General features: G+C 58.9%; 11 protein-coding genes. 8 read left to right on the forward strand and 3 right to left on the reverse strand.

Going from position 1 to position 14624, the window contains the following annotated elements; genetic code table 11:
- Positions 1-147 precede the first annotated feature (147 nt).
- Genes AK821_RS12155 through AK821_RS12175 form a run of 5 tightly spaced genes read left to right on the forward strand, consistent with a single transcriptional unit; the run spans position 148 to position 6692 of the window.
- Positions 148-3639: a response regulator gene (locus AK821_RS12155; RefSeq protein ID WP_064389864.1), complete on the forward strand. Its 3492-nt coding sequence runs from the start codon at positions 148-150 to the stop codon at positions 3637-3639.
- Complete coding sequence (locus AK821_RS12160; RefSeq protein WP_064389865.1) at positions 3639-4472, forward strand: CheR family methyltransferase; 834 nt, start codon at positions 3639-3641, stop codon at positions 4470-4472. Before AK821_RS12155 ends, AK821_RS12160 begins: the two co-directional genes overlap by 1 nt.
- Positions 4469-5062, forward strand: coding sequence for a chemotaxis protein CheB (locus tag AK821_RS12165; RefSeq protein ID WP_064389866.1), 594 nt, complete (start codon positions 4469-4471; stop codon positions 5060-5062). Before AK821_RS12160 ends, AK821_RS12165 begins: the two co-directional genes overlap by 4 nt.
- A complete protein-coding gene (locus AK821_RS12170) occupies positions 5056-6270 on the forward strand; it encodes a hybrid sensor histidine kinase/response regulator (protein ID WP_064389867.1) in 1215 nt (404 codons plus the stop codon). The genes AK821_RS12165 and AK821_RS12170 overlap by 7 nt, the downstream gene beginning before the upstream one ends.
- 44 nt (positions 6271-6314) lie before the next feature.
- Complete coding sequence (locus AK821_RS12175; RefSeq protein ID WP_064389868.1) at positions 6315-6692, forward strand: response regulator; 378 nt, start codon at positions 6315-6317, stop codon at positions 6690-6692.
- A 103-nt stretch (positions 6693-6795) separates the two neighbouring features.
- Here AK821_RS12175 and AK821_RS12180 read toward each other — a convergent pair whose 3' ends face one another.
- From AK821_RS12180 to AK821_RS12190, 3 genes are all read right to left on the reverse strand, one after another.
- Positions 6796-8466, reverse strand: coding sequence for an ATP-binding protein (locus tag AK821_RS12180; RefSeq protein WP_064389869.1), 1671 nt, complete (start codon positions 8464-8466; stop codon positions 6796-6798).
- The gene (locus AK821_RS12185) at positions 8463-9965 is read right to left on the reverse strand and encodes an ATPase domain-containing protein (protein ID WP_064389870.1); all 1503 of its coding nucleotides are present in this window, start codon (positions 9963-9965) and stop codon (positions 8463-8465) included. The genes AK821_RS12180 and AK821_RS12185 overlap by 4 nt, the downstream gene beginning before the upstream one ends.
- Positions 9966-10099: 134 nt before the next feature.
- A complete protein-coding gene (locus AK821_RS12190) occupies positions 10100-11155 on the reverse strand; it encodes a tetratricopeptide repeat protein (RefSeq protein ID WP_064389871.1) in 1056 nt (351 codons plus the stop codon).
- 172 nt (positions 11156-11327) lie between these two features.
- Between AK821_RS12190 and AK821_RS12195 the strand changes: the two genes are divergently transcribed.
- Genes AK821_RS12195 through AK821_RS12205 form a run of 3 tightly spaced genes read left to right on the forward strand, consistent with a single transcriptional unit; the run spans position 11328 to position 14602 of the window.
- A complete protein-coding gene (locus AK821_RS12195; RefSeq protein ID WP_064390697.1) occupies positions 11328-13463 on the forward strand; it encodes an FUSC family protein in 2136 nt (711 codons plus the stop codon).
- The gene (locus tag AK821_RS12200; protein WP_064389872.1) at positions 13453-13653 is read left to right on the forward strand and encodes a DUF1656 domain-containing protein; all 201 of its coding nucleotides are present in this window, start codon (positions 13453-13455) and stop codon (positions 13651-13653) included. The genes AK821_RS12195 and AK821_RS12200 overlap by 11 nt, the downstream gene beginning before the upstream one ends.
- A gap of 4 nt (positions 13654-13657) precedes the next feature.
- A complete protein-coding gene (locus tag AK821_RS12205) occupies positions 13658-14602 on the forward strand; it encodes an HlyD family efflux transporter periplasmic adaptor subunit (RefSeq protein ID WP_064389873.1) in 945 nt (314 codons plus the stop codon).
- The last annotated feature ends 22 nt before the right edge of the window (positions 14603-14624 follow it).

Here is a 14624-nt window from a genome sequence, read left to right on the forward strand (position 1 = left end):
CAGTTGAGGCGGGCAAGGATAACTGTTGGCACATACCGGCGTGCAGGGGAAAGTGGGAAAATCCTGCTAAATCTGTAGGAAAAATGGATCCATGCTGCCATTTTGGGGCAAACTCCCTGCTTTTCACCCGATCGACAAGGCTGCCCCATGTCCTCTTCGTCCTCAGTTGATGAACAGCGGTTTCGTAAACTCCTGAGTCGCAACATCAGTCTGCCCCTCGGCGTAGGCATACTCAGTGCTGTGTTCTTTGTGTCGCTGATTACCTATTTGCTGTCGGTGATCCAGTGGGTCGAGCACACCGACCGGGTGATCAATAACGCCAATGAAGCAGTGAAACTCACGGTCGACCTGGAAACCGGCATGCGCGGCTTTCTGCTCAGCGGTGACGAACACTTTCTCGATCCGTACGAGACCGCCAAGCCGCGCATAACCGTCGCGCTCAATACCTTGCTTGAGCTGACCGCCGACAACCCCGTGCAAACCGATCGTCTGCGCCGTCTCAAGGCCTTGCAGACCGAGTGGGCGAACTATGCGCAGTCGATGATCGACCTGCAGCGCTCCAGCGGGGATTACAAGGCCGCCGTGAAGGCCGGGCGGGGCAAGCGCCTGACGGATGAAATCCGCAAACAGTTCGAAGATGTCATCGAAACCGAGCAAGTCCTGCGCACTACGCGTAACGAGGAAGTACGTCGCACGACGATCTGGAGCATCAGCCTGTACCTGCTGTTCATTGCCGGTATCAGTGGCTTGCTCGCCTATATCGGGCGGCGTGATCTGGTCAACCTGTCGCAAAGCTACGGCGCGACGCTCGCCGCACAAGAAGCCAGCGCCTATCGCCTGGAGCAGCAGGCGTGGCTGCGCAACGGTCAGACGCAACTGGCCGAACAAGTGCTGGGGCAACTGACGCTGAATTTGTTGGGGCGCAACATTCTGCAATTCTGCGCGCAGTACCTCGGTACCGCTGTGGCGGCGTTATACGTCCGCGAAGAACACGGTGGCCTGAAACGAGTGGCCACTTACGGGTTCTCCCGCGAGCAGGAAGAACAGGATCAGTCGATTTACAGCGGCGAAGGTATCGTTGGCCAGGTCGCGCAGCAGGCGCGTCTGATTCGCCTCGATTCGGTCCCGGCCGATTACTTCAAAGTCAGCTCCGGCCTCGGCGAAGGTCTGCCGCACAGTGTGCTGGTCGTTCCAACCAGCGATGACGACCGGGTCAACGGTGTGATCGAACTGGGTTTCCTGCGCCCGCTCACCGATCGCGATATCGAGTTGCTGGAACTGATTGCCGGTAATATCGGTACGTCGATCGAAGCCGCCCGTTACCGCCAGCGTTTGCAAGAGGTGCTTGCCGAAACCCAGCAGCTCAACGAAGAGTTGCAGGTGCAGCAGGAAGAACTGAAAACCGCCAACGAAGAACTGGAAGAACAGTCGCGGATTCTCAAGGAGTCCCAGGCGCATCTGGAAACCCAGCAAGTCGAGCTGGAACAGACCAACGAACAACTCGCGGAGCAGGCGCAAACCCTGGCCGAACAGCGCGATGCCATGGACCTGAAGAACACCGAACTCAATCAGGTTCAGGTGCAACTTGAAGAGCGCGCCGAAGAGTTGCAGCGTTCGAGCAAGTACAAATCCGAATTCCTCGCCAATATGTCCCACGAACTGCGCACGCCGCTGAACAGTTCGTTGATTCTGGCCAAGCTGCTGGCGGAAAACCCGCAAGACAATCTCAGCGCCGAACAGGTCAAGTTTGCCGAGTCGATCTACTCCGCCGGTAACGATCTGCTCAATCTGATCAACGATATTCTGGATATCTCCAAGGTCGAGGCAGGCAAGCTTGAAGTGATCGCGGAGAACACCAGCGTCGCGCGTCTGGCCGAAGGTTTGCGTGGTGTGTTCGAACCGATGGCGGCAGACAAGCGCCTGACCTTCAGTGTCGATTTGCTGCCGGGAACACCGGCAACACTGTTCACTGACCGCCAACGCCTTGAGCAGGTGATCAAAAACCTGTTGTCCAACGCTGTGAAGTTCACTGAGCAAGGTACTGTCAGCCTGACCATCAGTGGCCAGCCGAATGACTGCGTGGCTTTCGTCGTGCGCGACTCCGGGATTGGTATCGCCGCCGATCAACAGGAAAGCATCTTCGAAGCGTTCCGTCAGGCCGATGGCACGACCAATCGCAAATACGGCGGTACCGGCCTGGGCCTGTCGATTTCGCGTGATCTGGCGACGCTGCTGGGTGGCACGATCAGCGTCACCAGCACACCGGGGCAGGGCAGTGTGTTCACGTTGCTGATGCCTCAGCAGTACAACGAGTCCGGCGAGGTCTCGACTGCGCCGTTGACGTTTACTCCGCCGCCACAGGCTGCGGCCGTTGTACCAGCGGCGATGGTTTCTCCACTGGCGCCGGTGCACATCCCGCGTTTCGCCGATGATCGCGACAAGGCACCGTTCGCCACGCGTTGCATCCTCGTGGTGGAAGATGAGCCGAACTTTGCGCACATCCTTTACGATCTGGCGCACGAACTCGGCTATCAATGCCTGGTCGCCCATGGCGCAGACGAAGGGTACGACCTCGCCCGTGAATTCGTTCCGGACGCGATCCTGCTCGACATGCGCCTGCCGGACCATTCCGGCCTCACCGTGTTGCAACGGCTCAAAGAGCATGCCGAAACCCGCCACATTCCGGTGCACGTCATTTCGGTTGAAGATCGGGTCGAAGCGGCCATGCACATGGGGGCAATCGGTTACGCGGTCAAACCTACGACTCGCGAGGAGCTCAAAGACGTGTTCGCTCGTCTTGAAGCCAAACTGACCCAAAAGGTCAAACGCGTGTTGCTGGTGGAAGACGACGACTTGCAGCGCGAAAGCATCGCGCGCCTGATCGGCGACGAAGACATCGAAATTACCGCCGTCGGCCTCGCCCAGGAGGCTCTGGAAAAACTGCGCACGACGATCTACGACTGCATGATCATCGACCTGAAGCTGCCTGACATGCTTGGTAATGATCTGCTCAAGCGCATGTCCACCGAGGACATCTGCTCGTTCCCGCCGGTCATCGTTTACACCGGACGCAACCTGACCCGCGACGAAGAGGCCGATCTACGCAAGTATTCGCGCTCGATTATCATCAAGGGCGCGCGCTCGCCAGAGCGTTTGCTGGATGAGGTCACACTCTTTTTGCACAAAGTCGAATCGCAGTTGTCCCATGAACGGCAGAAGATGCTCAAGACCGCGCGCAGCCGCGACAAGGTCTTCGAGGGTCGCAAAGTGCTGTTGGTGGACGACGATGTGCGCAACATTTTCGCCCTCACCAGCGCGCTGGAGACCAAAGGCGCAGTCGTGGTGATCGGCCGGAACGGTCGTGAGGCGATTGAGAGACTTAACGAAGTCGAGGACATCGATCTGGTGTTGATGGACGTGATGATGCCGGAAATGGATGGCTTCGAAGCCACCGTTGAAATCCGCAAGGATCCGCGCTGGCGCAAGCTGCCAATCATCGCGGTGACGGCCAAGGCCATGAAGGATGATCAGGAGCGCTGCCTGCAAGCGGGCGCCAACGATTACCTGGCCAAGCCCATCGATCTGGATCGCCTGTTCTCGCTGATTCGCGTGTGGTTACCGAAGATGGAACGCATTTAGTGGAACGCAGTACGCCAGCTGAACGAAACAGTGAAATCGAGCTGCGCTTGTTGATCGAGGCGATTTACCTCAAGTACAGCTACGATTTTCGCGATTATTCCGGTGCTTCGATCAAGCGCCGGGTGCAGCACGCACTCGGCCAGTTCGAATGTGCGACCATTTCGGCCCTGCAGGAAAAGGTTCTGCACGATCCGACAGCGTTCATGCAGTTGCTGCAATTGCTGACGATTCCGGTCAGCGAGATGTTTCGCGACCCGTCGCACTTCCTCGCGATCCGCAGGGAAGTGGTGCCGTTGCTGCGCACTTATCCGTCGATCAAGATCTGGATCGCCGGGTGCAGCACGGGCGAGGAGGTCTATTCGATGGCGATTCTGCTGCGCGAAGAAGGCCTGCTCGATCGCACGATCATCTATGCCACGGACATCAATCCGCGCTCGCTGGACAAGGCCAAGCAGGGGATCTTCTCGATGGAGAATGTTCGCGCGTATACGGCCAACTATCAGCAGGCCGGTGGTCAGCGCTCGTTTGCCGACTACTACACGGCAGCGTACGGTTACGCGATTTTCGACAAGAGCCTGTGCGAAAACGTGACCTTCGCCGACCACAGTCTGGCGACCGACAGCGTGTTCTCCGAAACACAATTGATTTCCTGCCGCAACGTGCTGATTTACTTCAACAAGAAGCTACAGGATCGCGCGTTCGGGCTGTTCCATGAATCGCTTTGCCATCGCGGCTTTCTGGTGCTGGGCAGCAAAGAGACGCTGGATTTTTCCAGCTACGCAAACCAGTTCGAAGCGCTGGTGAAACAAGAACGGATCTACCGCAAAACATGAACGAGGCCGTGGATTTACCTCGCGTCGAGGCGATTGTGGTCGGTGCTTCCGCCGGTGGCGTTGAGGCGCTGTTGAGTCTGCTCGTGCCGCTGCGCCGAGGCTATGCATTACCGATCATCGTTGTTCTGCATCTGCCTGAAGAGCGCCGCAGCCAATTGGCCGAGGTCTTCGCCCGGCGCGTGGAGCTGCCGGTGCACGAAGCTGCCGACAAGCAGGACATCGTTGCCGGCAATGTGTATTTCGCCACGCCGGGTTATCACCTCTCGGTGGAGCAGGATCGCAGCCTTTCGCTGAGTCTTGAGGACCGCGTGCATTATTCCCGGCCTTCGATTGATTACCTGTTTGAATCGGCCGCCGACGCTTACGGTGCATCACTGGCCGCTGTCCTCCTGACCGGCGCCAATCACGATGGCGCGCGCGGGCTGGCCGAGGTCAAGCGCTGCGGTGGCTTGACCATCGTCCAGGATCCCGAAGAGGCGCAAGTCGCCACCATGCCCCTGGCTGCATTGAAGGTTCAGCAGCCGGATCATGTCCTACCCATTCACGGCATCGGCCGTCTGCTTGTCGAGCTGGAACGAATCGCATGCTGAGTAATATCCAAGCCAAACTGCTGATCGTCGACGATCTGCCGGAGAACCTGCTGGCACTCGAAGCGCTGATCAAGCGTGAAGACCGTACCGTCTACAAAGCCTTGTCGGCGGATGAAGCCCTGTCGTTGCTGCTGCAGCACGAGTTCGCCATGGCTATCCTCGACGTGCAGATGCCGGGCATGAACGGCTTCGAACTCGCCGAGTTGATGCGCGGCACCGAGAAAACCAAGAACATCCCGATCATTTTCGTCAGCGCCGCCGGTCGTGAACTGAACTACGCGTTCAAGGGCTACGAAAGTGGGGCGGTGGACTTTCTGCACAAACCGCTGGATATCCATGCGGTGAAGAGCAAGGTCAACGTTTTCGTCGACCTGTACCGCCAGAGCAAGGCGATGAAGCAGCAGGTCGAAGCGCTGGAGCAGGCCCGCCGCGAGCAGGAAGCGTTGTTGCAACAACTGCAAAGCACCCAACTGGAACTGGAGCAGGCGGTGCGTATGCGCGATGACTTCATGTCGATCGTTGCCCATGAAGTGCGTACGCCGCTCAACGGTCTGATTCTCGAAACCCAGTTGCGCAAGATGCACCTGGCTCGGGACAACGCAGCGGCATTCACCCTCGACAAGATGCACGCCATGGTCGACCGTGATGAGCGGCAGATCAAAAGCCTGATTCGCCTGATCGAAGACATGCTCGATGTGTCGCGCATTCGCACTGGCAAACTGTCGATCCGGCCGAGTCGTTTCGATCTGGTGCAATTGGTCAGCAACCTGCTGCAAAACTTCGCGGCACAGATCGAAGCTGCGGAAACCGACGTGTCGTTCACCGCGCCAGCACCGGTGGAAGGCCATTGGGACGAGTTCCGCATCGAGCAGGTGGTGTCCAACCTGCTGACCAACGCTCTGCGCTACGGCGGTCGCAGCCCGATCCAGGTACGGGTTTACCGCGAAGGCGATGAGGCGCGGGTCGAGGTGCAGGACTGTGGCATCGGCATCAGCCAAGAGAATCAGAAGCGTATTTTCCAACAGTTCGAACGGGTTTCCGCCAAGACGGTAGTGGCCGGGCTCGGGCTGGGTCTGTTCATTTCCGAGCAGATCGTCGCCGCCCATGGCGGCTCCATCGTCGTCGAGAGTGAAATCAACGAAGGCGCCCTGTTTCGCGTTTGTCTGCCGATCCAGGAAAACGGCAAATCCGACGCAACCTCTGAGTGACCGCACGGTCGTATCAGCAGCTATTGACCGAACAAAGGCTTCCCATGAGCGTAGATGCGCAAGATGTAGTACTCGTCGTCGAGGACGAACCGGTTATCTTGATGGTCCTGACCGATTATTTGTCAGGGCAGGGCTATCGTGTGTTGCAGGCGGACAGCGGCGAGCAGGCTTTCGAAATCCTTGCAAGCAAGCCGCATCTGGATGTGTTGATCACCGACTTCCGTTTGCCCGGCGGCATCTCTGGCGTGCAGATCGCCGAACCGGCGGTCAAGTTGCGACCTGACCTCAAGGTGATTTTCATCAGCGGTTATCCGCAGGAAATCCGCGAGACCGGCAGCCCGATCACGCGCAAGGCGCCGATCCTCGAAAAGCCCTTCGATCTGGATGTACTGCAGGAAAAAATCCAGGAACTGCTGGCCTGATATCTGTGTAGGAGCTGCCGCAGGCTGCGATCTTTTGATGTTGATCGTTAAAAACAAGATCAAAAGATCGCAGCCTGCGGCAGCTCCTACAGTTTCAGCATTATCAGCTTTTGATCATTTCGCGGACCTTCGCGGTCAGCAGATCGAAGGTGAAGGGCTTGGTGATCATCTGCATTCCAGAGTCGAGAAAACCGCCGCGTACTGCCGCATGCTCGGCGTACCCGGTGATGAATAACACCTTCAGGCCAGGCCGGTACTGCCGACCTACTTCGGCCAGTTGCCGGCCGTTCATGCCCGGCAGACCAACGTCGCTGATCAGCAGGTCGATCCGTTGCGCCGAGTTGAGGATCGGCACAGCGCCGTCGGCATCACTGGCTTCGACAAACGCATAGCCCAGCTCACTGAGCACGCCGCTGACCAGTACGCGCACGGCCGGATCGTCTTCGACAATCAATACGGTTTCGCCATCCATTGCATGAGGAGTCTGCCCGCTGTCGGTAACCGGTTGCTCGTCTTCTTCGCCGCGAAAGCGCGGCAAGTAGAGTTTGACTGTGGTGCCTTGATCGATTTCGCTGTCGATGGACACATGCCCGCGCGACTGCTTGCTGAAACCGTAGATCATCGACAGGCCCAGCCCGGTGCCCTGACCAATCGGTTTGGTGGTGAAAAAGGGATCGAATGCGCGGTTTATCACACTTTGCGGCATACCGCTGCCGTTGTCGGTGACGCTGAGCATCACGTAATCGCCCGGTTCAAGGTTGCTGCAGGCCTCGGTGAATTCGCTATCCAGCACCTGATTGCTGGTTTCCACCACCAGTTTTCCACCCTCGGGCATCGCGTCGCGGGCGTTGATCACCAGGTTGAGCAGGGCGCTTTCCAGTTGATTGGGATCCGCTTCGGCGACCCACAATTTGTCGTGCAGGCGCATCTCCAGATGAATGCTTTCGTTGAGACTGCGCTGCAGCAGTTCCCCCATCGACAGCACCAGGGTATTCATTTGCACCGCTTTGGAGTCGAGTGACTGCCGACGGGAAAACGCCAGTAGTCGATGGGTCAGGCTGGCGGCGCGGTTGGCTGAGGTCACGCCGAGGTCGATCAGGCTGTCGAGATCGTCCGTACGCCCGCGCGCCAAGCGCCGGCGCAACAACTCCAGGCTGCCGATAATCCCGGTGAGCATGTTGTTGAAGTCGTGTGCGATGCCCCCCGTGAGCTGGCCGACCGCTTCCATTTTCTGCGACTGACGCAATGCTTCTTCGTTATGCCGCAATTGCGCGGTGCGTTCTTCGACTTGGTGTTCAAGGGTTTCCAGCGTCGATTGCAGACGTCGCTCGCTTTCACTCAAATCGATCAGTCGGTCGCGGGCTTCGTATTGTCGTCGTCGGCCACGCAGGGCGGCGGACACCAGACTGATCAGTGTCGCTGGATGAAACGGGCGTTCAAGAAAGGTGACGTTGCCGAGCAGATTGCTCAGTTTCGAGGAGGGGCCTTGCTCTTGTCCGCCGTGATGAGTGAGCAGCACGATCGGCAGATCCGACCACGCCGGCTGCAGCTCCAGATGCAGGAACAGCGCTTCGAGTTCCGGGCCGCGCAAGGCTTCGGCAGCGATCAACAGCAAGCCTGCGCCGAGTTCCAGTTCGGTACAGAGCGTGCCCAGCCCGGGCGTGACCAGGCCGCCATAACCTGCCTCGTTGAGGATCATCAGGGCAATCTGACTGTCGCGACCCACGGGGGCCAGAATCAGCGCCCGTTCGGCCAGCGGCACCGACACCGTCACAAGGTTTCTTCCTGAAGCAGCGGGTTGCTTGCGCCGAGGTAGGTCGGTACGCCGCGCAACACACCCTGAAAGGCCTCAAGTGGTTCGCCGATGGTCATGCCTTGCGCCGAAATGCGGTATTCACGAATCGTCGATTCATGGCTGCCGGTGCGTTTCTTGATGATGGAAATGGCCCGGCGCACCTTGCCCAGTGCTTCGAAATAACGCAACAGAATCACCGTGTCGGCCAGATATGTGATGTCGACCGGTGCCTGCATGTCGCCGACCAGACCATGCTGGGCGACAGTCATGAATGTCGCAGCACCTTTGCGGTTAAGGTACAGCAGCAACTCGTGCATGTGCAGCACCAAGGCGTTTTCTTCCGGCATCGCTGCCTGATAACCATTGATACTGTCGATGACCACGGTTTTAATCTGGCCCTCATCGACGCAACGTCGCACCCGATGGGAAAACTCGCCTGGCGACAACTCGGCCGCATCGACCTGATCGATCAGCAGATTACCGGTGTCTTGCAGGGCCTTGAGATCAATGCCGATGTTCTTCATGCGCTCGAACAGCAAGCCCAGTTCTTCATCGAAAATAAACAGTGCAGCTTTTTCGCCGCGTTGTACGGCGGCAGCGGCAAACACCATCGAGATAAGTGATTTACCGGTACCGGCGGGACCGAGAATCAGTGTGCTTGAGCCGGTTTCGATGCCGCCACCGAGCAGAGCATCCAATTCCTTGATGCCGCTGGTCAATTGCAGGCGTGGGTAGTCGCCGCGATGTTCTGCCGCCACCAATCGCGGGAACACATGCAAGCCGTCGCCCATGATGGTGAAATCATGGAAGCCGCCGCGATACTTCTGGCCACGGTACTTCACCACTCGCACGCGCCGTCGCTCGGCGCCGTAGTTGGGCGTCAGCTCTTCGAGGCGGATGACCCCGTGAGCGACGCTGTGCACGGTCTTGTCGAGTGATTCGGTGGTGAGGTCGTCAAGCAGCAGAACCGTGGCGTTGTAGCGCACGAAATAATGCTTGATCGCCAGAATCTGTCGGCGATAGCGCAAAGAACTTTGTGCCAGCAAGCGAATCTCCGAGAGGCTGTCGAGCACTACGCGGGTTGGCTTGACACGCTCGACGGCCTCGAAAATCTGCTTGGTCGCCTCGCCCAACTCCAGATCGGAAGAGTAGAGCAAGCTTTGCTGGTGCTCGGCATTGAGCAGGCTTTCCGGCGGCGTCAGCTCGAAGATCACGATATTTTCGTCCAGCTCCCAGCCATGCGATGCGGCGCCTTGGCGCAATTCACGCTCGGTTTCCGACAGCGTGATGTACAGAGTGCGTTCGCCCGCAACGGAGCCCGCCCTCAGGAAGTGCAAAGCGGCAGTGGTTTTGCCTGTACCGGGTTCACCCTCAAGCAAAAAAACATGCCCGCGAGACAATCCACCGGCCAGGATATCGTCCAGACCATTGATGCCGGTGGCAGCTTTTGCACTGATAAACTCGTTGGATGTAGACAAAAAATGCCCTCTCATGACTACGGGAATCGAGGTCGCTGACAAAAAAACGTGCGGCCTGAATTACTTGACCCGCTGCCATGATGGCAGTTCCGCACTTTCTTTCGGAATGTGCCGAGAGAACAGTTGCTTGTCGGTCAGAGACCTTGCTGTAACGCCGGGTCATCCGGGTTCAGTTGTTCGAGTTGCGCCAGCAGAACCTGAACATTTTGCAGCTGTCCGCTTTCCTTCCAGTAATTGATCAGTAATACCCGCGCCTTGCGGTCGGCCGGGTGGCGCTGGACGATTTCCTGCAGTTGCTTCTGCGCCGCTTCCAGCTCCTGCGCGCTGTGCAGGGTGGTGGCGAGGTCGTAACGATAGTCCTTGTTGTCGGGCTCGAGTTCGACTGCTTTGGACAAGCCGAGCAAGGCGTATTCACGCTGGTTATGGTGCAGCAGCCAAAGCCCCAGGGCATGTTGCAGATACGCCGAGTCAGGCTGGGCCTTGAGTTGTTGCGCAAGTAACTGTCGGGCGGCATCGCTCTGGCCCTGACGGTCGAGTACATCAATCTGCATGACCAGCGCCGGCAAATTGCCAGGCTCGACACGCAAGGTATTGTCCAGTGCTTCCTGCGCCTGCTTGAGTTCGGCGTTATGTATATGGAGGCGCGCCAGTTGCAGATAAATGGCAGCGCTCGGCGACTGTTCCTTCAATGCTTGCTCCCAACCGTCGATGGCCTGTTGCAACGGCGCAAAGTATAAGCCGAGCTCATCCGGTGACAAGCCGAGCAGGGCGTTGATCGCGGCAAAACGCACGCTTTGGTCCTCATCATCGAGCAATGGCCCGAGCAACAGGCTGCGTTGCCCGCCCGGCACCAGTCCAATCAGACTTCTGATCGCTGCCAAACGCACTTCGGGTGCTTCATTCTGCAGGTCTGCGTCTGCCAGTTTCAACGCTTGCGGGCTCGGGTAATTGGGCAGTTCGGCATGCAGCCAGAGGCGGCGTTTGACCGACAGGTCCGGGCGCCCCAATTGCTGATACAGCTGACGTGCCGCGCCCGGCTGGCCGGCACGGGCGGCCGCCAATGCTTCGCTATAGCCATGTTTGATCGCGTCGGGCACCACCGGTGCAGTGCTGCGCAGGGACAACCAGCCGACGAAGATGACCAGTGCGAGGCCAAGGCCGATGAGCAGATAGCGGCGGGACTGAGGCATGCGGGGTTCCGGAAACGTGGATACTTGAGCAGAGCGGCAAGCTTCGGTCAGCTCGGGCTGCGAGTCAAACCCCGTGCATGCGAATCGCCCTACAAGTCGCGTCGACTCAGTTAACCGTCAGGCTCTCGATGCAGTGTCTACGCTTGCAGGAGTCGCTTCGATGAGTGTGCCCATGCAAGCCCTGCTCAATTATTTCAATGCTGTGATCCATCCCGGTCGAGCCGTGTTGCTGTTTGCTCTGCGCACCATTGCGGCAGGGCTGCTGACGTTGTATCTGGCGTTTCTGTTCGACCTCGACCAGCCCAAGTGGTCGATCATGGCCGTGGTCATCGTCAGCCAGCCTTTGGCGGGAATGGCCCTGGCACGCAGTTTTGGCCAGGTGATCGGTACCACGCTCGGGGCCGCCGTAGCGGTATTGCTCATGGCGATCTTCCCGCAGGCACCATTACCCTTCATTACAACGTTGGCGTTATGGCTGGCAGTGTGTACGGCGGGTGGCACGTTGCTGCGCTACACCAGTTCCCAGGCGTTCGTTCTCAGCGGTTACACCGCAGTGGTGGTAGCGTTGCTGGCGATCCCGGATCAGGACGGCACGTTTCTGCTGGCCGTTACCCGGGTTACCGAAACCTTGCTCGCCGTGGCGTGTGTCTGCTTGGTGAGCCTGCTCACGGCCCGGCCGGAAGCGGTCGCCAGCGGCTACTTCGCCAAGGTCGATCAGGTGATCAAACTGGTCGCCAGCCACGCGGCTGCGGTCATCCGCACCGAAGAAAGCGAAGCCGATTTCCAGCGCCGGCAAATGCAATTGCTCGGTGAAATCAGCGCATTGGAGGGATTACGCCGGCATCTGTATTTCGACGCGCCGCGTTTGCGCAGTGCCAACAATCTGGTGCTGCTATTAGGTAATCAATTGATGCTGCTGACCTCAAGATTGACGGCGCTGAGTCATCAACGGCAATTGTTGACCGAGCGTTGGGAAGGGGATTTGCCACTCGACGTCCAGCGCCTGCGTGCAGAGGAACTGGCACTTCTCGACCAGTTGGCGCAGCAGGGCCGCGCGTTACCGGCCGAAGCACGACACCAGTTCGTCACGTTGCAGCAGCAATTCGAACAGCTTGCCTACAAGTCCGAACAATTGACTGAAGAGATGAGCGCGACCCTGCGCTCCCTGGCGTGGGCTCTGCGCTGGGAACAGGCGCGTCTTTTGCGGCAACTGGAGCAGATCCTCGAATTGAGCGAGGCCATCCAGGAGGGACGCGAGGCCAGTTGCATGTATCGCGGCCAGGCCAGCCCGCTGCATCTGGATTTCACCCTGGCCTCGATGAACGCCGTCCGTGCCTTTATAGCGCTGCTGGTGGCCGGGCTGATCTGGATCGAAACCGCATGGGACGGCGCTCGGGGCGGGATGATTCTGGTGGGGATCCTGTGCTCGCTGATGGCAACGTTTCCGCGACCGCTGATGGCCGCACAGAGTTATGCACGCGGGCTGGGGCTGGCGCTTTTGGTGTCGGCGCTCTACCAGTTCGCGCTGGTCCCGGCAGTCAGTGATTTCGAACCCCTGGCCTTGTTACTGGCGCCATTGTTGTATGTCATCGCAGTGGGACTCGCGAGCCCTGCAACAGCGGGGATCGGCATGGGGCTGGGGCTCTCGAGTTTCCTGATGATCGGCCCGCAGAACATCGGTACCGGGCAGAACACTGCGATTCAATGGTTTGAATTTGCCGGTGCCTATGTCTGTGCGGCAATGCTTGCCTTGATCGTTTACGCGTGGATTTTCCCGTTTCGCCCGGTGCTGCGCATTCGCCGCTTGTACAACGAGGCGCGGGAGCAGGTGTATCAGTTGAGCAAGGCGCCGGCCACCGACGAACAACAGTTTGCCTTCGAGAGCCGGATGACCGATCGACTGACGAGCATGCTTGGGCTGCTGCCTGCTGCAAATGACCGGGCGATGCAGCAGTTGTATGAAATCAGTCTGGCCTGTGTCGCACTGGGGGTGGCCACGCACCAACTGCGGCAACAGGCACAGAACAATACTTTGCTCACGCAAACCTTCAGTCAGCAATTGTCTTCGGCATTGCGCCAGACCGCGCGGTTTGTCGCCGGACGTGCGGACGCGCAACTGACGCCGTTGCTGGGCACGCTGCACACCCTTGGTGAGCAACTGGACGCGTTGCACGTCGCCAGTCACGCGCATTTATGGTCGGTGTTTCGCATGCGCGTGGCATTGCTGATCGTCGAGGCTTTTCTGCAGCGTCATGGTGAACATTTGCAACGAAACATCGAGGAAGGAGCGCCAGCCATTGCCCATTGATTTCGAAATTGGCGGCGTTTACTTGCCGCCCATTGCCCAGGCGCTGTTGCTGGCCATGCCGATTTTCATGCTGCTCGACTGGCTCTTGCGGCGCATGGGCGTACTGCGGCGGGTCTGGCATGAAGCCCTGTTCGAAGGCGCCTTGTATGCCTGCGTTTGTGCCACGCTGATTCTGTTGATGGGAGCCTGACATCTTGAAATTGTTACTCGCGCGGTTGACGACAGTGGCAGTGGTGATTCTGGCCATCGTGCTCGGCTGGTTTGCCTGGGAGCATTACACCCGCGCACCATGGACCCGGGATGCGCGGGTGAGGGCGGACGTGGTGACGTTGTCGGCAGACGTCTCGGGGCGCATTGTCAGATTGGCGGTGCAGGACAACCAGCACGTCGACAAAGGCCAGTTGTTGATGGAGATCGATCCTGCGCGCTACACCCTGGCAGTGGAGCATGCGCAGCGTTCGGTGGAAGTGGCAAAGGCTACATTGGGGCAGTCGCAAGCAGCGATCATCTCCAGTGAAGCCTTGCTCAAACAGCGCCAGAGTGAAGAGCGCCGGCGGCGTACGCTGAAGCAGGGTTTCGCCATCTCGGGCGAAGAATGGGAGAAATCCAGCACTGACGTGGCCGTGGCCCAGGCCGATCTGTTGCGCAACCAGGCCAATCTCGGCCTGGCTGAGGCCAATGTGCAGTTGGCTATTGCTGCGCAGACTCAGGCCGAACTCGATTTGCAGCGCACCCGCGTCGAGTCTCCGGTCAGCGGCTACATCACCAATCTGTTGACCCGAGAGGGCGATTACGCGGTAGCGGGCGGCGCGCTGTTGGCGCTGGTCGACAGCGAATCGTTCTATGTCAGTGGGTATTTCGAAGAAACCAAGTTGCCGCGGATCGAAGAGGGTGATCGGGTACGAATCCAGTTGATGAGCGGTGAAACGTTTGCTGGCACGGTGCAAAGCATTGCCTTCGCCATTGCCGACCGGGAAAACGCGCCGGGCAGCCGATTGTTGGCCAACATCAACCCTAGCTATACCTGGGTGAAACTGGCGCAACGGGTGCCGGTGCGGATCGCGATCGACGCCGACTATGCCGGCAAGAATCGCCTGCGCGCCGGCACCACCGCCACGGTTACCGTCGAACACCCCTGACAATGCTGCGCCCTGACACCCC

It is taken from the genome of Pseudomonas sp. RIT-PI-r (assembly GCF_001297015.1).
Lineage (GTDB): Bacteria > Pseudomonadota > Gammaproteobacteria > Pseudomonadales > Pseudomonadaceae > Aquipseudomonas.